Annotated in this window: 28 protein-coding genes and 1 pseudogene; 12 read left to right on the top strand and 17 right to left on the bottom strand. The window is 37.0% G+C overall.

What is annotated here, in order from left to right:
* Positions 1-51: 51 nt before the first annotated feature.
* A complete protein-coding gene (locus LBYS11_RS05820; protein ID WP_004232132.1) occupies positions 52-285 on the bottom strand; it encodes a DUF896 domain-containing protein in 234 nt (77 codons plus the stop codon).
* Positions 286-472: 187 nt separating this feature from the next.
* On the opposite strand from LBYS11_RS05820, the gene LBYS11_RS05815 reads away from it, so the two are divergent.
* The 4 genes and pseudogenes from LBYS11_RS05815 to def all read left to right on the top strand — a co-directional run bounded on the left by LBYS11_RS05815 (position 473) and on the right by def (position 2,610).
* The gene (locus tag LBYS11_RS05815; RefSeq protein ID WP_103117633.1) at positions 473-1,006 is read left to right on the top strand and encodes a GNAT family N-acetyltransferase; all 534 of its coding nucleotides are present in this window, start codon (positions 473-475) and stop codon (positions 1,004-1,006) included.
* Between the two features lies 1 nt (position 1,007).
* The gene (locus LBYS11_RS05810) at positions 1,008-1,541 is read left to right on the top strand and encodes a DJ-1/PfpI family protein (RefSeq protein ID WP_103117632.1); all 534 of its coding nucleotides are present in this window, start codon (positions 1,008-1,010) and stop codon (positions 1,539-1,541) included.
* Positions 1,542-1,851: 310 nt separating this feature from the next.
* Positions 1,852-2,043 (top strand): helix-turn-helix transcriptional regulator, encoded by a 192-nt coding sequence (locus tag LBYS11_RS05805; protein ID WP_103117631.1) that lies wholly within the window; start codon positions 1,852-1,854, stop codon positions 2,041-2,043.
* A pseudogene (gene def, locus LBYS11_RS05800) lies at positions 2,036-2,610 on the top strand (peptide deformylase). Before LBYS11_RS05805 ends, def begins: the two are co-directional and overlap by 8 nt.
* 29 nt (positions 2,611-2,639) lie before the next feature.
* Here the strand turns inward: def and LBYS11_RS05795 are convergent.
* Positions 2,640-3,305 carry a YneB family resolvase-like protein gene (locus tag LBYS11_RS05795; RefSeq protein ID WP_004232122.1) on the bottom strand — a complete coding sequence of 222 codons (666 nt, stop codon included), beginning with the start codon at positions 3,303-3,305 and terminating at the stop codon, positions 2,640-2,642.
* Positions 3,302-3,616, bottom strand: coding sequence for a cell division suppressor protein YneA (locus LBYS11_RS05790; RefSeq protein ID WP_048391327.1), 315 nt, complete (start codon positions 3,614-3,616; stop codon positions 3,302-3,304). Before LBYS11_RS05790 ends, LBYS11_RS05795 begins: the two co-directional genes overlap by 4 nt.
* Before the next feature lie 166 nt (positions 3,617-3,782).
* Here LBYS11_RS05790 and lexA point away from each other — a divergent pair, with 166 nt between their 5' ends.
* Positions 3,783-4,400 carry a transcriptional repressor LexA gene (gene lexA / locus LBYS11_RS05785; protein WP_004232118.1) on the top strand — a complete coding sequence of 206 codons (618 nt, stop codon included), beginning with the start codon at positions 3,783-3,785 and terminating at the stop codon, positions 4,398-4,400.
* Positions 4,401-4,507: 107 nt separating this feature from the next.
* Here lexA and LBYS11_RS05780 read toward each other — a convergent pair whose 3' ends face one another.
* The 11 genes from LBYS11_RS05780 to LBYS11_RS05730 all read right to left on the bottom strand — a co-directional run bounded on the left by LBYS11_RS05780 (position 4,508) and on the right by LBYS11_RS05730 (position 14,845).
* Positions 4,508-5,230, bottom strand: coding sequence for a gamma-glutamyl-gamma-aminobutyrate hydrolase family protein (locus LBYS11_RS05780; RefSeq protein WP_103117630.1), 723 nt, complete (start codon positions 5,228-5,230; stop codon positions 4,508-4,510).
* A gap of 33 nt (positions 5,231-5,263) precedes the next feature.
* On the bottom strand, positions 5,264-6,016 hold the full coding sequence (locus LBYS11_RS05775; RefSeq protein ID WP_103117629.1) for a prepilin peptidase: 753 nt from the start codon (positions 6,014-6,016) through the stop codon (positions 5,264-5,266).
* Between the two features lie 64 nt (positions 6,017-6,080).
* Positions 6,081-6,773 carry a hypothetical protein gene (locus LBYS11_RS05770; protein WP_048391335.1) on the bottom strand — a complete coding sequence of 231 codons (693 nt, stop codon included), beginning with the start codon at positions 6,771-6,773 and terminating at the stop codon, positions 6,081-6,083.
* Positions 6,770-7,291 (bottom strand): hypothetical protein, encoded by a 522-nt coding sequence (locus tag LBYS11_RS05765; protein ID WP_233732492.1) that lies wholly within the window; start codon positions 7,289-7,291, stop codon positions 6,770-6,772. Before LBYS11_RS05765 ends, LBYS11_RS05770 begins: the two co-directional genes overlap by 4 nt.
* A gap of 70 nt (positions 7,292-7,361) precedes the next feature.
* The gene (pilM, locus tag LBYS11_RS05760) at positions 7,362-8,336 is read right to left on the bottom strand and encodes a type IV pilus biogenesis protein PilM (RefSeq protein ID WP_066036585.1); all 975 of its coding nucleotides are present in this window, start codon (positions 8,334-8,336) and stop codon (positions 7,362-7,364) included.
* A 112-nt stretch (positions 8,337-8,448) separates the two neighbouring features.
* Positions 8,449-8,907 carry a prepilin-type N-terminal cleavage/methylation domain-containing protein gene (locus LBYS11_RS05755; protein ID WP_103117628.1) on the bottom strand — a complete coding sequence of 153 codons (459 nt, stop codon included), beginning with the start codon at positions 8,905-8,907 and terminating at the stop codon, positions 8,449-8,451.
* Positions 8,908-8,963: 56 nt separating this feature from the next.
* Entirely contained in the window at positions 8,964-9,440 is a 477-nt protein-coding gene (locus tag LBYS11_RS05750) for a prepilin-type N-terminal cleavage/methylation domain-containing protein (protein WP_048391344.1), read from the bottom strand.
* Between the two features lie 125 nt (positions 9,441-9,565).
* Entirely contained in the window at positions 9,566-10,771 is a 1,206-nt protein-coding gene (locus tag LBYS11_RS05745; RefSeq protein ID WP_036080216.1) for a type II secretion system F family protein, read from the bottom strand.
* The gene (locus tag LBYS11_RS05740) at positions 10,768-11,814 is read right to left on the bottom strand and encodes a type IV pilus twitching motility protein PilT (protein ID WP_103117627.1); all 1,047 of its coding nucleotides are present in this window, start codon (positions 11,812-11,814) and stop codon (positions 10,768-10,770) included. The genes LBYS11_RS05745 and LBYS11_RS05740 overlap by 4 nt, the downstream gene beginning before the upstream one ends.
* 11 nt (positions 11,815-11,825) lie before the next feature.
* Complete coding sequence (locus LBYS11_RS05735; RefSeq protein WP_369823970.1) at positions 11,826-13,496, bottom strand: GspE/PulE family protein; 1,671 nt, start codon at positions 13,494-13,496, stop codon at positions 11,826-11,828.
* Between the two features lie 17 nt (positions 13,497-13,513).
* On the bottom strand, positions 13,514-14,845 hold the full coding sequence (locus tag LBYS11_RS05730; protein ID WP_103117626.1) for a G5 domain-containing protein: 1,332 nt from the start codon (positions 14,843-14,845) through the stop codon (positions 13,514-13,516).
* A gap of 580 nt (positions 14,846-15,425) precedes the next feature.
* On the opposite strand from LBYS11_RS05730, the gene LBYS11_RS05725 reads away from it, so the two are divergent.
* Genes LBYS11_RS05725 through LBYS11_RS05715 form a run of 3 tightly spaced genes read left to right on the top strand, consistent with a single transcriptional unit; the run spans position 15,426 to position 17,984 of the window.
* A complete protein-coding gene (locus LBYS11_RS05725) occupies positions 15,426-15,896 on the top strand; it encodes a type IV pilus modification PilV family protein (RefSeq protein WP_233732489.1) in 471 nt (156 codons plus the stop codon).
* A gap of 1 nt (position 15,897) precedes the next feature.
* Positions 15,898-16,347 (top strand): PulJ/GspJ family protein, encoded by a 450-nt coding sequence (locus tag LBYS11_RS05720; protein WP_103117625.1) that lies wholly within the window; start codon positions 15,898-15,900, stop codon positions 16,345-16,347.
* Positions 16,347-17,984 (top strand): DUF7305 domain-containing protein, encoded by a 1,638-nt coding sequence (locus LBYS11_RS05715; RefSeq protein ID WP_103117624.1) that lies wholly within the window; start codon positions 16,347-16,349, stop codon positions 17,982-17,984. Before LBYS11_RS05720 ends, LBYS11_RS05715 begins: the two co-directional genes overlap by 1 nt.
* 211 nt (positions 17,985-18,195) lie before the next feature.
* On the opposite strand, the gene LBYS11_RS05710 is transcribed toward LBYS11_RS05715, so the two are convergent.
* Both LBYS11_RS05710 and LBYS11_RS05705 read right to left on the bottom strand, forming a co-directional pair.
* Positions 18,196-20,283 (bottom strand): DUF2339 domain-containing protein, encoded by a 2,088-nt coding sequence (locus LBYS11_RS05710; protein ID WP_103117623.1) that lies wholly within the window; start codon positions 20,281-20,283, stop codon positions 18,196-18,198.
* Positions 20,284-20,364: 81 nt separating this feature from the next.
* Positions 20,365-20,616, bottom strand: a complete 252-nt coding sequence (locus LBYS11_RS05705) for a phage holin (protein WP_048391360.1) — start codon at positions 20,614-20,616, stop codon at positions 20,365-20,367.
* A 324-nt stretch (positions 20,617-20,940) separates the two neighbouring features.
* On the opposite strand from LBYS11_RS05705, the gene LBYS11_RS05700 reads away from it, so the two are divergent.
* From LBYS11_RS05700 to LBYS11_RS05685, 4 genes are read left to right on the top strand one after another with little or no spacing between them, the layout of a single operon-like run.
* A complete protein-coding gene (locus tag LBYS11_RS05700) occupies positions 20,941-21,303 on the top strand; it encodes a GntR family transcriptional regulator (protein WP_048391366.1) in 363 nt (120 codons plus the stop codon).
* Positions 21,304-22,167 (top strand): ABC transporter ATP-binding protein, encoded by an 864-nt coding sequence (locus tag LBYS11_RS05695; RefSeq protein ID WP_103117622.1) that lies wholly within the window; start codon positions 21,304-21,306, stop codon positions 22,165-22,167. It begins immediately after the preceding gene.
* Entirely contained in the window at positions 22,164-22,859 is a 696-nt protein-coding gene (locus LBYS11_RS05690; protein WP_103117621.1) for a hypothetical protein, read from the top strand. Before LBYS11_RS05695 ends, LBYS11_RS05690 begins: the two co-directional genes overlap by 4 nt.
* A 24-nt stretch (positions 22,860-22,883) precedes the next feature.
* Entirely contained in the window at positions 22,884-23,615 is a 732-nt protein-coding gene (locus tag LBYS11_RS05685; RefSeq protein ID WP_048391371.1) for a CPBP family intramembrane glutamic endopeptidase, read from the top strand.
* 15 nt (positions 23,616-23,630) lie between these two features.
* Here LBYS11_RS05685 and LBYS11_RS05680 read toward each other — a convergent pair whose 3' ends face one another.
* Complete coding sequence (locus LBYS11_RS05680; protein ID WP_103117620.1) at positions 23,631-24,986, bottom strand: YjiH family protein; 1,356 nt, start codon at positions 24,984-24,986, stop codon at positions 23,631-23,633.
* Positions 24,987-25,031 lie beyond the last annotated feature (45 nt).

Raw genomic sequence — 25,031 nt, 5'->3', positions numbered from 1 at the left:
TTTTGTTATACTATTTGCGTTTTCATACATACTTTATTGAATTGTGTCACATTAATTTAGAAATTTATTTTTTTGTGCTTGTTTTACCTTCTCAGGAGTTACATCATTTCCTTCTGCATCTACCACTTTAACGTTTTCAATCGTATCTCGCATAGTTGCTCTAAACGTATCTAAATACTCCTTGCGAAGCGCTGTTCGCTCCTTTGCTTCTTCCTCTGTTAATTGTCCGCTTTTTGCTTTAGCAGATAATTCATTAATTCGGTTAATTTTTTCCTTTGATAACATGGTTACACACCTTTCAGTACCTAGCTTAATGACCTCAGTATGCAAAGTATAGCATGGTTTCCCTTAAAATGCAGTTATACCAACCCTTAAAAACACTTCTTAGCCATTATTTACATGACTTCCAGAAGTTAGAGGTGTATAACTAATAATAAAAGGAAAAATTTGATAGATAATAGGAGGAGCTATCATGAACATCACAACACCTAGACTACTTATTCGAACATTTGAAGCCCAAGATTGGCAGGCTGTTTATAGCTATATGTCCGACAAAACGGTCATGCACTATATGCCAGAGGGTGTGTTGAATGAAGATCAGGTTCAAAATTTCGTAACAGAGAATAGCAACGAGCAAGCAAAACATTTCGCCATTGTTTTACGTGAACAACAGCGAGTCATTGGTCATCTTGTTTTCCACAAATACTTTGGCGACCATACGTATGAAATTGGATGGGTTATGAATCCTGCCTATCATAATCATGGCTATGCTTCTGAAGCTGCTCAGGCCCTATTAGATCACGGCTTTAATAAAATGAAACTTCATCGAATTATTGCCACATGCCAGCCAGAAAATATCGCTTCTTACCGAGTAATGGAAAAAATAGGAATGCGCCAAGAAGGATTTTTCAAAAAATGCATTCCTCATGGAGAGACTTGGTGGGATGAATACTATTACGCTATTTTAGAGGAAGAATGGAACAATCTAAAGGTAAGAGGTGTATGAAATGAAGAAAACTGCGGTGTTATTATACCCACAATTTAGTGAATATGAATTGAGTGTTGCTTTGTCCATATTAATGCAAGGCGGTAAACCCATCATCACACTTGGATCGAATACCAAACCTATCAGAGGAGAATCTGGTTTAAATTGTATAGCTGATTTATCCGTGAATGAGGTAGAGCTTGACGATATTGATAGTCTACTATTACCAGGCTATATGGATATTTCTACATTACAACTTGAAGAGAGCTTACTAGACTTCATTCGTCTTCTATCTGCAAAAGGAGGAATAATTGCAAGTATTTCTAGCTCCCCTTACCTATTAGCAAAAGCAGGGGTCTTAAAGAACAAAAAATATACAGTAGGACTACCTTTAGATGGCATGGAGCAGTTAGGGTGCTTTGAACTTCATAACTATTCAGATGAACTAGTGGTACAAGATGGAAATATCATTACAGCAAGAGGAAGAGGTTTTATTCCTTTCGGTATTTGTTTCGGGTATGCGTTAAAGCTAAATTTTGATGAAAATTGGTATTAAGTGATGATTTAAAACCTAAATGTCCAATTAATCGGGCATTTCATGTTGTTGAAAAAAGATGATGTCATTAGTAGAATGAGAACTTTTAACAAGGCTGTGGGGTGATTTCCGTTCCGCCAGCGTCCTTTCTAGGGTCTCATCTGTGACGCTAAATCCCCTAGGAGTGACGCTGGCTCCACTCCAATCAATCCTTCTGCAAAAGTGTCTTTACTTTTTTCATACTAGCATAGGAATCAAATAGTCTAATATCTGTATTCTTAGGGGGATGGATATAAATGTCTAATACTTTGGACAAAATGGAGGGATAATTCTGAAGAACATCATCAAAATTTTAGGAAGAAAATTAGGCATAACACAAGCGTCACTTGCAAAAGAATGTGGAGTTGTGAGACAGACGATTAATAATATTGAAAATGATAAATATGATCCGACCCTAGAATTAGCTTTTAAGATTGCTAAGGTTCTTAATAGCCGTATTGATGAGGTGTTTATCTATGACTAAATTTCACCCAGATTATATGATTACAATGAAGGATTTTGTGAAAGAACACTCGGCAATTTTAAGAAAACAAACTCAAGAAGTGTCGAGACCAGTGACCAATGAAGACCGAAATACCCTCCTAGCCATGCTGCAATATCTGAAAAATAGCCAAAATCAAACGCTAGCAAAAAAATATAAGCTTCGCCCTGGAAGTGACTCTCTGCTAATCAAATTGGCGTAGATAAACGAATGTTTGCTGTACTCTTTGATGACCAAGAAATGATGCTGATTAACCCTAAAATAATGAGTCATTCCCTTAATATGATTTATCTACCGGAAGGAGAAGGCTGTCTATCTGTAAATCGACCTGTCCCTGGTTTTGTACCGAGATATGAGAGAATTAAAGTCAAAGCTTACGACATCGATGGACATGAAATCATTGTACAGTTACAGGGCTACGGGGCCATCGTTGTACAGCATGAAATCGATCATTTAAATGGCATCATGTTTTATGACCGAATAAATAAAGAGCACCCTTTCCAACTGCCAAATCATGTTATCATCGAAAGCTTTTCTTCCCTTCAGTAGTTTTTTACAAAAAAAAATTAGCAGGAATATTATTTTCCTGCTAATCTTTCTTGGTGCTCTTGGAAACGACGATGTACTGTCGCCTTACTTACCTCAAAGCCTAACCCTCTAAGCGTTATAGAAATTTCTTCAAAGGTAAATCCACGTTTGCGTAGCTTCACAATTTCCTCTACAGGTAGATCTTTTCGCTCCTGCCCCTGCGGATTACCTCGATTCGATAAATTATTTTCTGGACGATAACCGTTTTCTACAGCACGTCGCATACCTCGTCGAATTTTAGCATTATGGATTCTACGCTGATATTCCTCTACAATCGCTAAAATTTCAAGCAGCATCGTATCCATTTCATTTAATTGGACTGGGCCTGCATCACGCATAGAAAAAACATCAGTTGCTGACTTTTGTAATAAATGTAATACAGCCATCCTTGCATTGCCTCGTCCTAAACGAGTTTCATCTTGGACAAAAAGAGCATTAATGTTCTTATCTTTTATAAAATCAAGCATTTCTAGTAAGCCTTCACGTTCTACATCATAGCCACTATGTTGATCTTTAAACACGCCCTTCACTGCATAGCCTTGCTCTTTAGCATAGCGCAGCAACTCTTCCTGCTGGCGCTCTAATGAGGAGCTTTGTGTTTCTTTTTCAGTACTTACGCGACAATAGACAACAGCCGATAGTTGATTATTTATCATTGTTCATTTCTCGCAATTTCGATAGTATTGATGGGACTGGCTTGATCACTCACTACAGGTATAACTAGAGATTTTCCCGCTACAATTTTAATATCTGCTAGTTCATTTTCAGTTTTTACAAGCTTTATCCAATCATCAGTACTCATTTTACCACGATATTGCTCGGCTAACGACCACAAGCTATCCCCATGTTCGATTTGAATTTCTGCGTAACTAACTTTTCCTGGATCAGTAATGTAAAGGTATGCTGCAAATAATAAACAAGCTCCTATTAAGATTGAGATATGTGTGTTTTTCTTAAACCATGTCATAATCATTACCCCTTTTTAAGAATGTTTGTTCGGAATGTATGTTCCCATAATAAAGCGAACAAACGTTTTTGTCAAACACTTTTCGAACCTATGTTTGCATACATGTTCGCATTCTGTTATACTATCAAATAAGAAGAATGATTTTAGAAAAAAGAGGTGAGCACTCATGAAAAAAGTTTCGAAAAGACAAGAGGACATTTTAGCTTTCATTAAGGAAGAGGTACGAGCTAAAGGATATCCACCATCAGTACGTGAAATTGGTGAAGCAGTTGGACTTGCTTCCAGTTCAACTGTTCATGGACATTTAGCTCGATTAGAACAAAAAGGCTTTATTCGTCGAGATCCAACAAAGCCACGCGCAATTGAAATTTTAGAGCCTGAAGAATCCATTCAAAAACAACAGGTGATCCATGTCCCACTTGTCGGGAAGGTTACAGCTGGTTCTCCAATTACAGCAATTGAAAATATTGAAGAATACTTCCCATTACCCGATACGTATGGCACAAGTGAAGATCAATTGTTCATGCTAGAAATCATGGGGGAATCAATGATTGAAGCTGGGATTTTAGATGGAGATTTAGTCATTGTAAAACAAAAGGCAACAGCTAATAATGGGGATATTGTTGTAGCTATGACAGCTGAGGATGAAGCAACTGTAAAACGTTTCTTTAAAGAGAAAAACCATTTCCGTTTACAGCCTGAAAATTCTTCTATGGAACCAATTATAGTCGATCAAGTTTCTATTTTAGGACAGGTTGTAGGTCTTTACAGACGTGTACATTAACGATTAAAGCAGATTTTGAGGATTATGTTCCTTCTAAGAGCATGTATCCTCTTTTTTACGCAAAAAAAGAATCCACATACGATTGGATTCTTTGTACAATGCCTCTTCTAAGCTTCCTTCTTAAATTTTAAGCTCGCTTCAATAAAGGCTGAAAATAGCTTTTGAGCACTCTCATCTCCTACTATGGCTAGTTCCTCAGGATGCCACTGAACAGCTAAGCAAAATGGCATCTCCTCATGAACTACCGCTTCGATAATACCGTCGTTAGATTTTGCCGCTACTTTTAATTTTTCTGCTAAAACATTCACCGCTTGATGATGAAATGAATTCACTGCTATTTTCTCTTGTTCAACGATAGTCGCTAATAGATTGTCAGCAATAACCTGTACAGAATGGGTAGCTACAGCTCGACCTGATTGCTGCATATGTTGGAGTAACTTGGTACTAAAGTGATCACTATCAATATCCTGATATAAGGTACCACCTAATGCAACATTTAGTATTTGAATTCCTCGACAGATCCCGAAAATAGGCATCTTACGTTGGAATGCGGCTTCAATCAATGCTAACTCAATCGTATCTCGCGCTGGATGAATTTTTCCAAGCTTTAATGAAGGCTCAGCCCCGAATAGAAATGGGTGCACATCATGACCACCAGATAATAATAAACCGTCTGTAAGGGCTAAAATCTGGGCTGCCTCTTCTTCTACTCCAATTGGAATAATCAGTGGAATTCCACCTGCTTCAATGATGCTTTTACTGTAAGCAGCATTTAATCGAGAGGATAAATCATCCTCAACAAAGGCTGTAATACCAATAATCGGTTTCACTTGCTTCCCTCCAAATTCTTGAAAATTGCACAATTACCAAAAGCCTAGATACCAATTAATTAATACATCGCCATAGAAATAAACAATAACTGCGGCCAATGCAATAGATGGCCCAAACGGAATGGGTGTTTTTCTCCCCTGTTTGTTTTTCGATAACATGGTAATCCCGACAATCATACCAATAAGTGCAGCTAAAAATAGCGTTAACAGTGTATCAATCGTACCCAGAACGAGACCAATTAAAAAGAATAATTTAATATCGCCTCCACCCATGCCACCGTTTGATAGCACAGCAATGATATATAATATGCCAAAACCAACCACAGCACCCACAAGAGAGTCCCACCACGGTGTTAATGGTGACAGCACTCGTCCAATAGCTAGCAAAGGTAAAAAGAATACTAACACCTTATCTGGAATTAGCATATAGGCTAAATCTGATACAACGATAATAACTAATAAGGAGATAAAAAAGAGTGCTACTATCAATTCTATGCCCCAGCCTAACTGCCCATAAGCAAAGGCAAATAATACACCTGTCATTAATTCTATGACTGGGTAAACCCAAGAAATTTTATTGCCACAACCACGACATTTTCCTCCTAAAAATACATAAGACAAAACTGGTACTAAATCAAGCGCCGTCAGTCGTCTCTGACATTTTGGACAATGTGAAGGAGGATGTACAATCGACTCCTTCTGTGGTACACGTAAGCCAACTACATTATAAAAAGAGCCAAAGACAAGTCCAAATAAAAAAATAAAGATCGTATAAGCCATTTCCAATTTTATGTCCTCCTAAACCAATAGGCGCCCATACAAATGCAGTATGGTGCGCCTATCAATAAAGTTATTGTTGTTCTTCGTAATAGAACGTTGTCACTTGCACTGTTGCCTTTAACGTAAGATCTGCATCTTTCTCAAGCTGTGCCTGCTCTCCAGGCAATTTAAATTCAATCTTATCGGTTTTCATGACACGCTCTAATTGTTCAACCTCCTGTAAAAAGCTTTCAAGAGAATTAAAATCAAGCGCACCCACCTCTAATATAAAAGTAACAAGCTTTAAATTAGTTGGTAAAGAGTCCTTCGAAAGAGATGCAATTGGTGTAGTAGTCTCCTTGTTCTCCTGATCACCATTGACCTCTGCTTCAGCCTGCTCCAACATATTAAGATCATTCGATACATCTGAAGGTGTCACAGTGCCGTCCTCACCTTGAACAGTTAAAGACAGTATACGAGTTCCTGTCACCTCTTCAATCTCAGCTAAATCAAGAATAATCTTTTCAACGGCTCTTGTTGCAGGTAGCTTTTGTCTTAAGGCTAATATATTGATAGTAGGCTGTCCCTGCTCTTTGTCTAATTGTGCTAGTTGTTCTTTGACACTAGCTAATTCTTGCTGCACCTGCAATACATTACTCTCTTTCTCATTCACTTCATCCAATTTTGGTGAAAGCAAATAATAATACAGCGCAAATAAAATAGCAGCTATCAGCGCCAGTAACAAGATCATAGATGAATTTTTACTACTCGTTAATTTATTCATGAGCGTCGTCCTCCAGCTAAATACATAAAATCGATTGTCGCTGTAATGGACACTGAATATCGCGGTACTTCTTTAAATTTTTGTTGGGGTGTTAACACCCTTTGTTCACCTAGCTCTATTTCAAAGTTTGAGACAGTGTTAATTTGAGCATCTGTAAAATAGCTACTCATTAAAAGTCGCTCCACATATTTCGATATATCTGTCATCGTTTCAAAATCCACTTCAATATTCACCGAGTTCTCTCCGAAAACATAGCTACGTAAATAGGAATGAGTTGGTAATAAAGTTTTTGTTTCATCAATTAACGGTGTTACAGGATAAGAAACGCTTTGAATAAAAGTTACTGACTCTTCCAACGAACCCTGATCTACATTTTGTCGTGCGTCTAGCTCTTGCTGCAATTGATCAAGCTGTGTTGTTAATGCCTGTTCCTCTGCAGTCAATCGTGACAATTCACTTTTGGATGTAAAAAATAAAAAAAGTAAATAAGCTACAATAAGTCCCACAATGACAATCACCAAGCTATAAAAAAGCTTGGGAGAGGTTGTTCTTTTTCAAGTTGTGGTAAGAGGTTTATATCTGGAACCATTAACGAACCTCCTTCAAAGCTAAGCCAAGCAACGTTGAAAATTCTCGCTTAAAGCGAGGAAACGATTTCTCAATTTTTTTCCCATCGACAACCCTTAGTGGTGGTTCTAAATTAGAAGCGAGTAAGTTCCCAATTGATTTCAATAGTGGGTTATCGCCAAGCATGATAATTTCATCCACTGTTTTTTCACCTTTATGTAAAGAAAACTTAAAGAAATTCATCATCCGATCAATCTCTAAAACCTGATCCATTACGACCATTTGATAATTCTCTGATTCGCCATTATAAATAAATTGATAGCTAAACTCATTCTCTTTCTTCCCCAGCCATTGTGTCATATCTACTTCAATGGTTTGATAGCGCAAAAACTCCACTTGGCCATTGGAAAAAATACTGATAGAGAGTTCATTAATCGACCATTCTGCAATTAAATAGGTTTTATTAGGCATTAATAAGGACATGTGCTCTAATAAGCGTATATTACAAAGTGCACGAATATCGGCAGCTTCGGGTTCTAATGAAACATCTAACAGCATCCCTACCAGTTTCGTAATCTCTTCAGAAGGTGCAGCAAATAAGATAGCCTTGCCATCCTCGGCATCTGCATCATACACATCAATTAAAGGGTCTTGAAATGGTAAATGAATAGAATGTCCCAATTCCATTTCAGCATATCCTCTTAATTCCTGAGGCTTTACATCTTTAGGGTGCTCAAAGTTTTTTAATAGAACTGTCGTATCAGGTACAAACATGCGAACTGCCTGTTTTTTCCCTGTCCATTTCATCACTTGCTCTTTAATCACCTCAAAAAGAGCTACCTCGTCGATAATAGTCCCATTTTCAACGATTCCAGCTGCTAAAGGGTATTCATAGCCCTGCCACTGATTAGGCTCTGGTCCTTTCGCCACAATCGCACGTAGCACATAATCCTTCAGTTCAATCGAAACATGCGACTTTCTTTTTCTCTTAAACATGTGAAAAGACCTCCTTATCCTACTCAGTATAAATGATTTTTTCAATTAGTCATCCATTTCCCAGCCAGAAACACAAATTTTCTTGCGCTTCTGAGTGGGTTGGGAAGACTGATTATGGCGTTGGGTTTGTAGGCTCTGTCTCTGGTTCACCGCCAGCCTTTGTCAAGTTTTTATTTAAATTAGCTTCCGTTATAGTGCTCGAACTAATATTTTCCTTAAATTCTTTTAATTTTATATCATCTAATCTTTTGTAAGTAATTTCCCACCCATCTGCTGTTAATTCAGCAGATGTATTTTCTAAATCTATTCCATCCACATAGGGTTTTAATGCATCTTTATCACATTTACCATCAGTACATGCTCCATCAATATAAGCAATCTTTGCTCCAGAAAGAATATTTGATGCCTCCGCTAAAATTGCACGGTCCTTCGACTTATTAATAATATTACCAATTGCAGGTACAGCGATTGCTGCAATAATTGCTAGGATAACAATTACAGCTAATAGTTCAACTAATGTTAAACCTTTCTCATTTTTCAATAGTTTTTTATTTTTCCATTTTTTTAACATAATGAAATCCTCCTTAATAGTTTTATATGAAGTGTGTGTACACGCGCTTCTGAACATTATGGCGAAGCTGCACAATCTCGCCCAATACATTTGCCACCAGTTCCCTTGCTGCCCTTACGAATATCGTCTGCAATATGCTGTAAGGTGGCATTATCGAAATTTATATATTTTCCATTGCTGTAATAAATCGCATGCGCATTGAAGTAGTAGGTGCCCTCGATAAATTGAACATTGGCACTCTGACCCTCTTTATCTGCCTCTAATATTTTGCCAGCACTGTCTAAATAACCGCCCGATACTAATTTTTCCACTTCGACGATTTGCCATTGATCAGCGGTTGGATGCTCCATAAAATAAAACTGCGCGGCATGAATAACATTAATGGCATCTGCTTTTAATGCCTTATAACGTGAATTATCAATGACATTACTTATAGCTGGGATTGCAATGGCAGCAACGATAGCTAGAATAACAATGACTGCCAATAACTCGACTAATGTTAAGCCCTTTTCGTTCTTTACCCTAATTTCCATGTCCAGTCTCTCCTTTAATACTTAACCATGAAGATACCTACTTGCCGCTTCCTTTTGTTAGCAAATCTAAGTAGATATTTTCTATTAAGCGGAACAAAAGGGCATCCATATAAATATTGTAAACATTACATATTTTCATATAGTTGGAACATTGGTAAGAATATAGCCGCAACGATGACTCCAACAACTAGAGCCAGTACCACAATCATTAAAGGCTCAATGAGTGACTTCATGGTATCGACAGCACGGTTTACTTCCTCTTCATAAAAATCAGCGATCTTTTCGAGCATGTAATCCAAGGACCCTGTTTTCTCGCCAATTGATGTCATTTGTGTTACAAGCGGTGGAAATAGCCAGCTTTTTTCAAGTGGCTCTGATAATGTGCCACCCTTTTCTAAATTATCGCGCGCTTCCAGTACTACTTTCCCCATTACCGGATTACCACCAACCTTTTCGACAATTGTTAAGGCTTGTAAGATTGGTACGGAGCTGCTAAAGAGTGTTGACAAGGTTCTTGTCATTCTCGCGATAATATCCTTTTGCAAAAGCTGTCCAAAGATTGGCATACGCAGTAAAAATACATTGACGGCATAATGAAACTCTTTATTATTTTTATAGAAATAGTGAAGGCCCACTACTAATACCAATAGCCCTAAAATCACAAGGTACCAAAACTGAATGAGCCAATCACTAATACCCACTACAATGACCGTTATTAACGGCATTTCCAAATTCATTTCTTTAAATGCATCCATAAAGGTTGGCACAATGAACACCATTAAAAACATACCAACCACTAGTGTTAGAAGCGATAAAATCGCTGGATAGGTCATAGCAGATTGAATTTTTTTCTTAATGTTGTATTGCTTCTCTAGTGTGCTTGCAAGACGATCTAATGTATCGTCGACGTTCCCTGTAGCCTCACCAGCACGCATCATATTGACAAATAGCAATGGGAACACTTTTGGGTGTTTGCCTGCTGCATCTGAAAATGCCATACCATTTCGAATATCCTCTTCAACCTGCATCAATGCTCGCTTTAGTGGTTTACTCCGTGTTTGCTCACCCAAAATATGGGTCGCTTCAACGACAGGAACGCCAGCACGAATTAATGTCGCATATTGTCGACAATAAATAACAAATTCCTGGTGCTTTACTTTTGTCCCAAAAGCAATATCTTTATGTAAAATGCTATTTGACTCCTGAAGTTCTCGTGCATTAATTCCTTGTGCTCGAAGCTTTTCCATGGCTACCTTTTTATTCGGTGCCTCGATAATGCCCTTTTTAGGTGCTCCTGTTTTGGTCCGACCACTATAACGAAATATCGTCAACTATAATCACCAGCGTTCATATATGGTCTTGCATCCTCTAGTGAAATCTTACCTGTGGTAATTAGGTGTTGCATGGAATATTCCAATGTGTGCATACCCAATGCTTTACTTGTCTGCATCACACTTGGAATTTGGTGAATTTTTTCGTTACGAATTAAATTTGAAATAGCAGGTGCCTGTACTAAAATTTCTGTCGCAGCAATACGCCCTTTTACATCCTTACGTACAAATAAACGCTGAGAAACAATACCTTGTAGTACATTCGCAAGCTGCACACGAATTTGACTCTGCTGATGCGGTGGAAATACATCGATAATACGGTCGATCGTCGTTGGTGCACTACTTGTATGCAGTGTAGCCATAACTAAATGCCCTGTTTCAGCAGCCGTAATAGCCGTTGAAATGGTTTCATAATCTCGCATCTCCCCAACTAAAATAATATCTGGGTCTTGACGTAATGATGCACGTAAACCATTGGCAAAGCTCATTGTATCGACACCAATCTCACGTTGATTGATGACAGACTTCTTATGTGTATGCAAATATTCAATTGGATCCTCTAACGTAATAATATGTTTAGATCTTGTTTCATTGATGTGATCTATCATTGCTGCCAAGGTAGTTGATTTCCCTGAGCCTGTTGGGCCAGTTACTAAAATTAAGCCTTGTGGTTTTTCCGCAAGCTTATATAACACCTGTGGCATATTGAGTGCTTCAATAGAAGGAATTTTAGCCTCAATTAAACGAGCTGCAATCGTCACTTCATTTCGCTGATGGTATGCATTGACACGGAATCGACATTTCCCAGGCAATGAAAAGTTAAAGTCCGTTTCTCCCTTATCCTCAAATTCCTGTTGTTTATGGACAGGAAGAATGACCTTTACCATTGCCTTCAAATCCTCTGTTTCAAGTGGGATTGTGCCATAATGCTCTAGTTGCCCATGGATACGATATACTGGTGGAATACCTTTTGTTAAATGAAGATCAGATGCTTTTTCTTCAAATGCATGTGTTAATAATTCAACGATTGAATATGCTGTCATTTTTTTCACCCCTAGTCTGCACTTGCAACACGTAATATTTCTGAAGTGGTTGTTTGGCCTGCTACAACCTTTTGTAATCCATCCACTAATAGGGTATGGTAGCCTTTTTCTTTCATATAATCGCGGAGGACGCGATCACCAACACGATTTAAAATCATATCCTTTATTTGGCGATCAACAGGGAGGATTTCATGAATCGCCATACGTCCTCTGTAGCCTGTTTGATTGCAGGCAGGACATCCACGCCCTTTTTTACCATGTGTTACACCTTCCACCCCATTCTCCTCAAGTATTTCTAGTTCACGAGAAGTGAATATATATGGTTCAGCACAATCACGACAAACTTTTCGTACAAGACGTTGCGCCATGATTCCTACAAGAGAAGAGGATAATAAAAATGGCTCGATCCCCATGTCATGGAGCCGTGAGATAGATTCGATGGCACTGTTAGTATGCAGTGTACTTAATACTAAATGGCCTGTTAGTGAAGCACGGATAGCAATTTGAGCTGTTTCAAGATCACGAATTTCCCCTACCATTACAATGTCGGGGTCCTGTCGTAAAATTGAGCGTAACCCTACCGCAAATGTTAAGCCGACTTCCTCTTTTACTTGAATCTGATTGATACCATCTAACTGATATTCCACTGGGTCCTCAACCGTAATTATGTTGACGCCTTCTTCATTTAAATGAGAAAGGGCCGCATATAACGTAGAGGACTTACCTGAGCCTGTTGGTCCAGTAATCAGCATCATACCGTTTGGATGGGCTATCATTTTCCTGAAAAGTGCTTCATTACTTGCACTAAAGCCTAATTTATCAATATCATTGGCTGAATTAGTTAAATCTAAAATACGCATAACTACCTTTTCACCATAAACTGTTGGTAGTGTAGCTAAACGGATATCGACAGGTCTAAAATTAACATTGGTTTTAATACGTCCATCCTGCGGAATACGATTTTCTGTAATATTTAAATTCCCCATAATTTTAATACGCGCCAATACGACGTTTTGCATGTGCTTTGGCAAGGATCGCTCAGTACGTAGCACACCATCTACCCGATAGCGGACACGAAGCTCTGTTTCTTGCGGATCAAAATGGATATCACTAGCGCGCTGTGCGACACCATTCGCAATAATTTGATTCACTAAACGAACAATAGGTGAATCCTCATTCTCTATTTCCTCTTGTGTTTCCGTACTTGTGGCAGCCAAATCCAACATTGCCGCATCCATTGATTCCTGTAAATCATAGTATTTTGTTATCGTCCGATATAAATCATCTTTTGCCGCAATACTTGTCTCGATTTGACAGCCTGTCGTCATACGAACTTCTTCAATGGCGAAATAATCCATTGGGTCTTCCATTGCAATAAACAATTTATTTTTTTCTTTGCGAATCGGCATAATATTTGTCCGCTTCGCCAGCTCCGCGGGAATAAGCTGTAATAATTCGGGACTAATTGAAAACTGATTCAGGCTGATATGAGGGATACCAAGCTGGAATTCTAAGACTTCAATAAGCTGCTGCTCTGTTAAGAAATTTTCTTTGATAAGGAAATCACCAAGCTTCTCATTTTTCATCTTAGTAGTTAATGCGTACTCAAGCTGGTCAGCTGTGATAACACCTGATTCCACCAGTAAATCCCCTAAACGTTTACGCCCTGGCTTCATTGCCATAAACATACCTCCAATCGTTATGGACTTGTTTGTACAAAATTACCACCCTTATCATAGTAGCCATAGACAATTTCTGGTCCATCTTCTTGCTTTGTTTCCTCTGATTTTGAAGGTTTCACATCAGGCAAACCATTACCATCTAAATCCACTTCTAAATCAGGATCTGATGCACCCGCCCCTACGTTCTGAGTAGGCGTTGTGATAATAACAGGCTCCTGCGAAGAACGCATAACAATTCGATTTTGAGGTGCATAATAATCTCTACTAATGAATTGTTCTTCTGTTGCTCCGTTCTCTAAAATGGAACGATATACTTCCACTCTTGAACCCTCTTTCCCCTCTTGCTCCACTCTTTCTTGTCCAGCCTTTAACTCCTTCGAATAGCGATAAATAATGCGTGGCTTTACAATTTTATCCTTACTAACACGTACTGTGATGTCCTTGTCTTTCGCGGCTGCAAAAACTTCTATCTTTAATTGATTACCCTCTATAGATGCTTTCAGTTTACCGAGCTGCTCAGACCGATTAATAAATTGTAAGTCTTTTGCTAATGCTGCATTGATATCTGCCTCAATTCCCTGTTGCAAATAGCTTGGATTTATTTCCTGAGAGTGTCTTTCTAAAATTTCGTAATCCGTTTGAAGAATTACACTATATAGCATTGATGCCACAAAATCTAAACCTGCATCATTGACAACCCCAGCCTGTTCACCTAAAAGTGTAAGCAACGAGATGGATTGATTTGGAACTAGATTTACATCATTTAATAACGGAATGATTTTTGCTACTCCTTGACTATTTGCTGGTAGCTCGGCAATCTGAAAGGCAATCCTTTCCCCGGTTTGCATGGAACCTTCATTGATAACGGCTTCGACCTTATGCTCCTTCAAATAGCTGGCTTGTAAGATTAGTTTCTGGAGTGTTTTATCTGTATCCCAAACACCTGCTTCATCTATTTGCTGCGTAATTGCTTCATTGACGGTAACAGGAATGGGAATATGAACGACTTTTTCTTTTTGCCAAAAAGCATACCAAGGCTTTTTAGTCAGCATTTCGTACTGAGCAATAGCTGCTGATGGATCAAAAACAAATTGTTTCGAGTCAATGGTTTTGGCTATACCATCACTAACAATTTCCATTTCGGCACCTTGCCATTCTGAAATTGCATTTTGTAGCATAGTTGCTAAATCTACTGTTTTCACATCATGGATCTCAATACCCCCAATAGTTGAAGATTTAGGACCTTCTTTAGCAAAAACTGTGTCATTTAGCACAAATGATGGAACAAAAAATCCCACAACTAGAACAATTACCAAAAACAAGCTAATTATTTTTATGTATGTTTTCATCCACATCATCCTTTATTTAACTTAGTGGTTTTTCTATTTATATACAAATGATACTACAACTATGGTATTCTGGCACTACTAAAATGCAACTTTGTTCCGATTTTGACTAGATATTTCACATGAAAATTCAAAAATAATTCAACAATTAGCCATAAAGAACTATACATAACCTTAAATTTCTTTCGATACATATTTAGAATTTGTTATAATAGCCTTAATTAACTATTTTAATTCCTTATCTTTTTAAACTTACATACATATTAAGAAATTTTTATTTTATAATAAATTGAAGCTAACTATATCTTTAGCATTAAAAATAATTATGGTATTTAGGAGGTTTTACACACTCTATATGAAATTTATGATTATGAACACCAAATGATGAAAGCTTTGTTAGTGGTCAATCTATTGATAAAGCGTTGCTCCGTGAGGTCCACATGATCATAGGAGTGGACAAAGACACTGTAAAATAAATCAATAAAACAAAATAGAGCTAAATATCGACATACAATATATTTTCGGTTACTCAACATAGACCAAACTATTGATAGATCAATAGTAATATAGGGAGGGGAGGGAATTGATTTTGATAAAATATCTTAAAAATAATCAAGGCATGACTTTGATTGAAGTTGTTGCCGCCCTTTTAATAATAGGCATTGTGTTAATTTCATTTTTTGGCTTGCTCGTTCAATCAAATAAGACAACGCATAAGTCAAATGATATTATGGATGCTACTTATGCCGCTCAAGTAAAGATGGAGGAGATTTATAATGCATCTGGTGGAGCTGTTACTTATGAAGATTTAGCAGGTGGCTATGAATTAGATGAAGAGAATGCTAAAACGTCCTCATCTTCTTTACCCACTAACCAAGTGTATAAATATCTACCACACAAAGAAGATCGTTTTACCTACTATTTAATATTAGAAACATTTCCTGCAGATACCGCTTATAAAAATGCGGTTTATGTACATCTAGAAGTTATTGAAAATAGTACAAATAGTAAAGCTACAATGGAAAATGTGTATATACTTGGGGGGGCAAAATAAGATGAAATGGCTCTTAAATAGCAAAGGTCTTACATTATTTGAAGTGCTCACAGTCGTTGTTATTCTTGCCGTCGTATCCATGCTGAGTATTAGTATTGTAACATCTGCTACAAAGCAACAACTCGAGCAAAGTACACATAATCGTGATATTAAGGATTTATCTTTTGCCTTAAAAGTAATTACGAAGGATTTTCGAAAAAGTGATAACCTTATAACAGAATCTGATGATACAACAGACCCTCCGAAAGAATTACACACATTATTGTTAGGTGAGGAAGTTGTATCAACTTATAGATTAGAAAATAATCAAATTATTCGAAATTCAAATGGCAAGGATGAAGTCATTGCATATAAAATATCATCATTTACGATCAGTGGAGGCGCTATTGAAATTATAAGTGAAGATGGCCAAACAGCAGCAACAGATATTACTCAAAGGAGAGGAAAATAATGAGTAAACAAATTAAAAATCAACGAGGTTCAGCACTTGCCCTTGCATTATTTTTAGTTGTGATTATTTCAATCCTTGGTATTTCTTTACTCAGTGTCTCTTCTAACAGTCTAAAACAAGTAGACTACGAGAGAAAAGATCAGGCTGTCTTTTATATTGCTGAGGCGGGGATGAGTTTAGCGAAATTAGAAGTAAAAAAAGAATTATCAGAAATTCAAAGTAGGTCCTATCAGCAAATTACGAAATGGATTGATAGTGAAAATACAAGAAGAAAAAGCACTCGACCTCAGCTTCCTCGTTTAAAAAAGGCGGAGGCGGAGGCGGAATACAGAAGAATTTTAAATAGTGAATTTAAAGCGTTTAAAAATGCCCCTTCTATACTAGAATCACATGCCATTTCGACAGGAAAAGTGGCATCTATTACATTAGATACTGAATTACCAGCAGATGGGACACCATTGCTTTATCGAATTAATATTGTATCAAAGGGCAGCATTGAAGGCTCCAAAGAACGAGAAGTAACACAAGAAATCGAAATTGAACCTCGTCTTCCGTTTTCGGAGGACGGTGATAGTGGTGATGGCACTGGTGAAAATAATAATGAACAACCACCTGGTAGCTTCCCTGATGGCTATGCTTCAATTGTTTCAGGAAATATCTCCATTACAGAGGGTGGTTCTGTTACAGGAAATGTAAGTTTGCAAAATGGTACTTTTACACTTAAAGGTGGAGCAAAAGTTAATGGAGATATAAGCTTAGAAAATCCAAATAATATAATTGCGGATCACTGGCTTTCATATACTACCGTTCCGAAGTTGAATATCGATCCAAAAAGTTATCTACCCTCAACATTTTTTCCAGATGATAAGTTTTTAGCTGCAAACAATATATCTTATGCATCTAAACAAACAATAGGAGATCAATGGAATCCGTATGATGTTATTGACAATCAAGGAAACTATAACGCTCCCCATACATGGAGAGATCCAAAATATACGTTAAACCTTTCTACAGGATCTTCAAGTATTAAGTTTAGAAATTTCACTGTGGATACAGGTAATGATTTCACAATTGATGTAGGAGATAAAGAGGTTGATATTTATATAGATAATTTAAATATTAAAAACGGGAAAATTTTTATTAAAGGGAACGGGAAGCTAAATATATATGCAAAAAATATAAGTAATTTCATTGGCCCCTTCAACCAAAATGGGAATCCATCTCAATTAAATATTTATCATCAAGGATCATCTACAATAAATCTTAATGCTAACTCAAAAATAGCTGGATCTATTATAAATAAAAGCTCAAACATGGTTTTAACATCAGGAGCAGCTATCTACGGAAATATTATTTCAGGAGGTAGAAGCATAGAAATTAGTGGAGGCATGCAAACTAATGGGCAATATATAATTGCACCGAATGCTACTATTAATTTAAGAGGAGGGGGAAATATTACAGGTATTGTAGTTGCAAATAATATATCCTCAAGCGGAGGTACTAGTATCACTTATGGAGGACCTGCTACCCCTCTACCTCCAGGTGTTGTACCTGAAACAGAAACATCAGATTACCCTACTCCAAATGTAAAAGATAATCTTTTCTGGACTGAGGAAACAAGTATGATTGAAAATTAATGCGACAAAACAGCCATGAGAATTTTTTGTATGGCTGTTTTTCGTCTTACTTAATTTCATAAGGGAAACTATTCTTTCATTAGTAATTGCTTGTACGATAATCATTAAGTGTCTTAGATGAGGAACTTATAGCAAAAATGTCAAAGCGCTTTTTAAATAACGCTTTGACATTTTTAATATTACTATTTACTAATATCTATACACACTAACTTTATTCATTTTTCCTCAACAACCTACCCGACAATAGCATTCCAATACCACCAATGGTAATAAATAGAACAGCTCTAATCAGTAAATCAAGGGCAGATAAGTCAAAGAAAATTAGCTTAATAAATGCGATAACTAAAATAATAAAGCCTGTTGTGCGCAATGTTTTTAAATGATGTGTGGAACTAATCCATAGTGATACACTAGCAGTTAAGAATAATGTAATAGTTGTAAGAGCGATACTTAGCTTCCAATCAAGTGCGTTGTTAAATGTAAACTGATGGATCAGTCCCCATATCGAAATCATCGTGAGCACAATCCCCGTACTTACAATGGCGTCCACATATTTCCCCAGACGGTCCTCGTACAATCGATAAATAATTCCTTTTACAAGCACATCAGCGACAATCGCTACAATCACTGCTAAATAAATTAATCTAGTGATAGTGTTTAAGCTTTCCAACATTGACACTCTAGTGCTGATCATCAAGGAGACTAGTAGGAAAAATGCACCAAGTACTGGTGTTAATGCACGTCCTTTGTAAGTTTCCTCTACAAATAAAGAACCAGTAAATAAGACAGCTAGTACGATACACACCATATATGGAATGCCATTTGTGGCTGTAAAGTATACGGCATCTAGCTTGCTAATATAGGCTAAGAAATAGCCAGCTGTGACCACTGCTAAAATATCGATTACATACAAATCCTTCATGACCTTTTCAAAAGGTGAGAGTGTCTCTTTTGGACGTCTTGCATATAAATAAATAATGATGAAATAGATGATTGGCATAAATAAGCTTAGATGATCGATGCTGAAAAATGGATTTGGTTCATGGAAAACAAAGTTTAGTGTAAATGTCATCACAAGGGAAAGTGAAGTAACGACCTTCATCATACTTGCACGTATTCGTAAGCTCATCATCACGCCTGCAAATGCAATCAAAGGATACAATAAATCATCCACTTTATTCGGAATATTCAATAGAAGTATCATATTACAGAAGGTGATAAACACAAGTGTCACAGCACTATCCAGTACCTCCTGCCATTTTTGACGATAGCTATAAAACGCTACAGCGCCAAATAAAGCCATTAAAATGAGGAGTAGCATTTCTCCATTTTCAAGAGAACGAATGATTAAATTCAGCAGTAATAAACTAAATGAGCCTAAAGAAAATTGGAGTCCAATGTGAAGTGGCTTCCATTTGGATTGTGCGTTATACAGTAAACACCATATTGCATAAAAGATTGCTAGAATTACAAGTAAGCCAAGTGCAAAAACTACTTGTTGATCACTATTCATAAATGCTACAACACTCACTGCTAGCACTGAAAAGAATGTGGCGATATAAAGGGCTAGTTTTTGCTTGTGCTGGTAAATAACTAATTGCAATGCAGCAAACAATACGACCACAAATAATAAAATAATGACAGCACTAAAATCCATATATTCTAGTAAGTAAGGTAGTAATAATGATGTAAAGGCAACAAAAACAGTTAGTGCTTCATTTTTCTTCAAATAGCTAATAGCAATACCATAGCCAATATAAAGCAGCGTAATGCCTAGTGCTGGAATAAGACCAATGATTTCATATAATATGGCACTTGCTGCGGTTGTTAAAATACCGACAATAAATGCCCCACCATATAAAGAAATCGTTATAGCCGATGAGCCTACTTTCCTACGCTCTAGTACATAGGCAATAACCGCCAATCCCAACGATAGTACATAGGCAAGGATGATTTTCACGCCATCCGATAAATAGCCATAGTCACTGACAAGTTTTAGACCCCAAAGTACGCCCATTACTAAAATAACCATGAATACTTTTGGAAGTGCCCACATAACACGTTCCTCCATCGATGGCTGTGGTTGCACTTCTTTTTCCGCTACTTTAGTCGGGATAGGCTTCGACTCCAGTACTGGTTTTGGTTTAATTGGTTCTGATTGCTTGATCATCGACTGTCTGGCATCAAGAGTATTATTTTTTTCAGTGCTTTGCGAACCTTTTAATATTGACAACTCCTGACGTAAATCTGCCATTTCCTCCTCGAGCTTCGCAATTCTGCGCTCCAATTCAAGGGACATTCAATCATCCTCCCCACTTTATCAATTTTCTAACATTATAACATATTTATCCTTATTGTAAAATTACACTTTTTGTTCATTTTATCTCGGTCTCCGATACATTAAGGCACGTTCACTATCACTAGTGCCACGTGTGGTTGGATCGACAATGACCCCCATTAACACAAAAATGGATAAGACTGTATTTAAAATAGATGATATTTGCTCACTCATCACACCTGTAAAATCATAGCCAAAAATTGCAGCCACTTGTTGTGCGAGTAAGAGCAACAATGAAAATAGCCCTAGTAGAAATGGAATATGTTGAAGACGAACCTTCCAATTAATTCTCATAAAAGCTCACCTCCCCCCCTCTTGCCACAGTATATGCATAGTGGTTATGTGACACATATGCAAAAATGGAACTCTTGCCAAGTTACTAGGATTTTTTGATAATATTTTGTGATGCAATCTATTTTCAAATATAGAAAGTGAAGGAATTTTTTTCATGAATAACATGTTCATATATTTAGTTTACTTAGAGCCCTCTCAAGAATGAGAAGGTTTTTTTCATGTAAAAATTTTTGTACATTTTTTTACCAAATCATTGACAATGGATGCCATAAGTTATATGGTTAGTTACACAAGTAATTAACCAACTAACAAGTGAGGTGGATTGTGATTCATTCTTTAAATAACGAAAAGCCCATTTTCCAACAAATACGTGAAAGAATAGAAGATGCCATTCTAGATGGACAGCTACAGCCTGAAGATCGCATTCCATCTACAAATGAGTTTGCAAAAGAATACCAGATTAATCCTGCAACTGCTGGGAAAGGCGTGAATGAATTAGTGGATAAGGGCGTCATTTATAAAAAGAGAGGTGTCGGTATGTTTGTACATGCAGACGCCAAAAATATTTTAATTACTGAGCGTAAAGAAAGCTTTTTCCAGCAACATATTGAACCATTGAAAAAGGAAGCAAGACGTCTAGGCATTTCAGATGAAGAGTTACAAAAATTGATACTAGGGGGATCATGAATGAAAATTAATGTGAGCAATGTCACGAAATCCTATAAACATAAAGCAGCTTTGAAAAATATCTCTTTCACCATGGAGGGACCAAAGATTATTGGCCTTTTAGGTCACAATGGAGCTGGTAAAACAACTTTTTTAAATTTATTATCAGGCCTCATCTCTACAACAAGCGGAGAAATTTTAGTTAACGGAGAAAATGTCTTCAATGCCCCTTCCACATTACGTGATGTTTGCTTTGTCGCTGAAAGTGGCAACTTTCAAGAAGAAATGACCATTGCCCAAACATTAAAGGCCAATCACTTCTTTTATCCAAAATGGGATGAAGAGCTAGCTCAAGAACTGCTACAAGTATTTGCCCTGAATCCAAAAGATAAAGTGCGTAATCTTTCAAAAGGGATGGTCTCTGCACTTGGAATTATTACAGGCTTTGCGAGTTGTACAGCTATAACTATATTTGATGAACCTTATATCGGTTTAGATGTAGCAGCGCGTAATATGTTTTATGATTTGTTAATTGAGCAGCAAACAGAAAATCCGCGATTATTTATTCTATCTACACATTTAATCGATGAGGCAAGCGAGCTATTTGAGGAAATTTTCATTCTACATGAGGGCGAACTTTTGCTCCAAAAGACCACTGATGAATGGCGAGAGCATATTGTGGCTGTAAAAGGCAATGCCTCAGATGTTGAGAGAGCAATTGAGGATTTACAAGTAATCTATCAACATACATTTATGCAAGAGATGACAGCTATTGTCTTCGCAAATGGTCAATCCATTGAAGATCAGAACATTACGCTTGAATCTGTCTCTCTTCAAGATATGCTCGTCTATTTAAGTAAACAGAAAGTGAGGCCGGGGCGATGAACACGATGAAAGGCAGTTTTTATATCTTATTTCAAAGCTATAAGAAGCAAAATATTATTTTTTGGAGCATTTTATTTTCTATCGTGCTTTTGTCATTTTTCTTAGATGCATTTTTTGGTCAATATGTATCATTTGCTATGACTATTTCAATTCCTGTTTATATTTTTTACAGTATGATGGCAACAAAACTTCTCAATAAAACCTTACCCTATTTTTTAAAGCTAGGATTAAGTCGTCAGCAATATATGTTGTATGTCGGGCTATTTTGTATCAGCTGGAGTCTGGTCGGTGCCTTGATTATTGCGTGTGCTCATCAAATCATTTCTTATGTTTCTACCCTATTCAAAATCAAAGATATTATTATCATCCACCCTATCTTATTTTTTGATATTACCCATTCATTTTTACAAACAGTAGTATTGGATACGGTCTTGCTTTTATTTTGTCTAAGTTCTGGCCTTCTCCTTAACGTTGTTTTTTATCGTTTAGGCATACTAGGAGGCTATAGCTTAATTGGTTTCCTTGCATTAATACCTATATTAATGGTGATCTTTGAATGGTATTCTCCGTTGTATAAACTATTAGCCAATTCATCTATATTAGCGATTTTAGGGAGCATGTTTGTTTTTAGTATTTTCCTCTATCTAGTTATTTCAGCTAGTATGCGAAAGGTTTCTGTCAATCCTGTATAAATAGAATAGGAGGAAGATAATAACATGAACCCAAAAATGTTGATAAAAATAATTGGTTTAGAGTCTCTACTCATATTTTTCTATGTTTTAAATGGTGCCTTTGTTTCTATCAAACAACCTTTAAGCCCTTTTCTACAGTTTGCGCTGTTAATCCCATTTGCATTAGGGCTCTTCATGTATATAGCGGCGAAAAAGAAATGGAGAGTATATTTCTTTTATCCTATTAAAAAGAATCATTTCTTCATCACCTTACCACTTCTTCTTATTTTAGGCATCATCTTAGTAAGCACAAAAGGATTGAATATGACATCTATTAGTGATTTAATTGTCATGTTTATCATGCAAATTTTCATAGTAGCGTTTATTGAGGAGTCTGTATTTAGAGGCATTATGCTACGCATGCTATTAGCAAAAGGGGCTTTTTCTGCTGTCTGGATTTCTAGTATATTGTTTGGCGTCACACATGCGTTACAATTACTAGGTGGCCAATCTCTAGAAGATACGATTCTTCAAATCATCTATGCTCTTTTAGTTGGCCTTGTTCTAGCTTTACTTGTATTGGAAGGTCAATCAATTATCGTAACAATTATTTTCCATGGACTGAATAATTTCTTCAACATTATGGGAAATACGGAAGGCTCCATGTTAAGTGCCTATCTTATCATTTTTGTACTCTTTATCTACATGCTTACGTTATGGAGACGTCTAAAGAAAATCGATCACAATCTGTTTATGAAAAATGCCAAGTCCATTTAAGACTTGGCATTTTAGTTAGAAGAGTAGATGACCAACCAATGCTGCAATTGGAAGAGAAATAAGCGTACGTAGTATAAATAAGACGACTAAATCCAAAAACTTCAATGGAATTTTTGTACCTAAAATAAGTCCACCTACCTCAGACATATAGATCAGCTGTGACACAGAAACAACAGCGATAACAAATCTAGTAACTTCCGATTCAATCCCTGCACCTAAAATAGAGGGTAGAAACATATCGGCAAAGCCTACGACCATTGTTTGCGCTGCTTCAGCCGCTTCAGGCAAGCCGAGGACGGTTAAAATTGGTTCAAACGGTTTTCCTAAAATCGCAAAAATACTTGTAAATTCAGCAAGCATTAAGGCAATTGTCCCAAAAGCCATAACGATAGGGGCCACACCTACCCATAAATCAATTACATTTCTAGAGCCATCTTTGAAAAATTGTCGAGGATCACGATTTGCATGTGCAACAGCAAGTGCATTTTCTAAACCATGTGAAACAGAATTATAGCCATCTGGTAATTTCTCACGTGAATAATCCACTGGTGTCCCATCTATATACGTATCCTCCTTTTTCGCAAGTGGATAGATTCGAGGCATAATAATGGCTAATACAATTCCACAAAGGACTACTGTCAAATAATAAGGAATAAAATAGCGTGCCAAATGTACAGTATCCAATACAACGATACAGAATGTGATGGACACTACTGAGAAACTTGTGGCAATAATCGCAGCTTCTTTTTTTGTGTAGTTCCCCATCTCATATTGTTTACTGGTCATTAACACACCTATTGTGCCATCACCTACCCATGACGTAAGAGCATCGATTGAAGAACGCCCTGGACTTTTAAACAGTGGCCGCATAATTTTCACCATCATTGTCCCGAAAAATTCAAGTAAACCGAAGTTTGTTAAAAATGGTAAAAGGAAACCCGCAAACAAAAAAATGGTAAATAAAAACGTCACAAGTCCCTCATTTGGATCCATGAGAAGTCCACCCGTATTTTCATTATTGATGGCAGAAGGTCCAAAATTGAAGACCACCATTGAAGCAAAGGCTAAACCGATAATACGAGTAATTGTCCAAAACCAATTAACATAAAACAATGTATCCAACATACTAGGTTCTTTAGCATTTTTACGAGGGATAAATTTCGCTATCAGTGCACCAATTGCAGAGATGGCAAACATTCCAATTGTAAAATAGCTAATGATCGGGGCCACAATCCCCGCTAAAACATTGGCTAATATGGCAATGGGTACTTTCCAGCCCTCTTCCGTTAAAATGGGGGTCATAAATAGAAAGACACCAATTAAAGACGGAATAATGAAGTAAAAATATGTAGCAACAGAATACTTTTTCATTTTTTTATAAAACCTCATCTCTTTTAATCTCAATAATTTATGTAT

Source organism: Lysinibacillus sp. YS11 (genome assembly GCF_002896375.1).
Taxonomy (GTDB): domain Bacteria; phylum Bacillota; class Bacilli; order Bacillales_A; family Planococcaceae; genus Lysinibacillus; species Lysinibacillus capsici.
Note: the sequence above shows the minus strand (reverse complement) of the source record. Positions and strands in the feature narration are given on the sequence as shown.

What these genes read in the sequence shown, in the direction of transcription:
- LBYS11_RS05820 (WP_004232132.1), bottom strand. Translation starts at nt 285, where the DNA reads ATGTTATCAAAGGAAAAAATTAACCGAATTAATGAATTATCTGCTAAA.
- LBYS11_RS05815 (WP_103117633.1), top strand. Translation starts at nt 473, where the DNA reads ATGAACATCACAACACCTAGACTACTTATTCGAACATTTGAAGCCCAA.
- LBYS11_RS05810 (WP_103117632.1), top strand. Translation starts at nt 1,008, where the DNA reads ATGAAGAAAACTGCGGTGTTATTATACCCACAATTTAGTGAATATGAA.
- LBYS11_RS05795 (WP_004232122.1), bottom strand. Translation starts at nt 3,305, where the DNA reads ATGATAAATAATCAACTATCGGCTGTTGTCTATTGTCGCGTAAGTACT.
- LBYS11_RS05790 (WP_048391327.1), bottom strand. Translation starts at nt 3,616, where the DNA reads ATGACATGGTTTAAGAAAAACACACATATCTCAATCTTAATAGGAGCT.
- lexA (WP_004232118.1), top strand. Translation starts at nt 3,783, where the DNA reads ATGAAAAAAGTTTCGAAAAGACAAGAGGACATTTTAGCTTTCATTAAG.
- LBYS11_RS05770 (WP_048391335.1), bottom strand. Translation starts at nt 6,773, where the DNA reads ATGAATAAATTAACGAGTAGTAAAAATTCATCTATGATCTTGTTACTG.
- pilM (WP_066036585.1), bottom strand. Translation starts at nt 8,336, where the DNA reads ATGTTTAAGAGAAAAAGAAAGTCGCATGTTTCGATTGAACTGAAGGAT.
- LBYS11_RS05755 (WP_103117628.1), bottom strand. Translation starts at nt 8,907, where the DNA reads ATGTTAAAAAAATGGAAAAATAAAAAACTATTGAAAAATGAGAAAGGT.
- LBYS11_RS05750 (WP_048391344.1), bottom strand. Translation starts at nt 9,440, where the DNA reads ATGGAAATTAGGGTAAAGAACGAAAAGGGCTTAACATTAGTCGAGTTA.
- LBYS11_RS05740 (WP_103117627.1), bottom strand. Translation starts at nt 11,814, where the DNA reads ATGACAGCATATTCAATCGTTGAATTATTAACACATGCATTTGAAGAA.
- LBYS11_RS05735 (WP_369823970.1), bottom strand. Translation starts at nt 13,496, where the DNA reads ATGGCAATGAAGCCAGGGCGTAAACGTTTAGGGGATTTACTGGTGGAA.
- LBYS11_RS05730 (WP_103117626.1), bottom strand. Translation starts at nt 14,845, where the DNA reads ATGAAAACATACATAAAAATAATTAGCTTGTTTTTGGTAATTGTTCTA.
- LBYS11_RS05720 (WP_103117625.1), top strand. Translation starts at nt 15,898, where the DNA reads ATGAAATGGCTCTTAAATAGCAAAGGTCTTACATTATTTGAAGTGCTC.
- LBYS11_RS05715 (WP_103117624.1), top strand. Translation starts at nt 16,347, where the DNA reads ATGAGTAAACAAATTAAAAATCAACGAGGTTCAGCACTTGCCCTTGCA.
- LBYS11_RS05710 (WP_103117623.1), bottom strand. Translation starts at nt 20,283, where the DNA reads ATGTCCCTTGAATTGGAGCGCAGAATTGCGAAGCTCGAGGAGGAAATG.
- LBYS11_RS05705 (WP_048391360.1), bottom strand. Translation starts at nt 20,616, where the DNA reads ATGAGAATTAATTGGAAGGTTCGTCTTCAACATATTCCATTTCTACTA.
- LBYS11_RS05695 (WP_103117622.1), top strand. Translation starts at nt 21,304, where the DNA reads ATGAAAATTAATGTGAGCAATGTCACGAAATCCTATAAACATAAAGCA.
- LBYS11_RS05690 (WP_103117621.1), top strand. Translation starts at nt 22,164, where the DNA reads ATGAACACGATGAAAGGCAGTTTTTATATCTTATTTCAAAGCTATAAG.
- LBYS11_RS05685 (WP_048391371.1), top strand. Translation starts at nt 22,884, where the DNA reads ATGAACCCAAAAATGTTGATAAAAATAATTGGTTTAGAGTCTCTACTC.
- LBYS11_RS05680 (WP_103117620.1), bottom strand. Translation starts at nt 24,986, where the DNA reads ATGAAAAAGTATTCTGTTGCTACATATTTTTACTTCATTATTCCGTCT.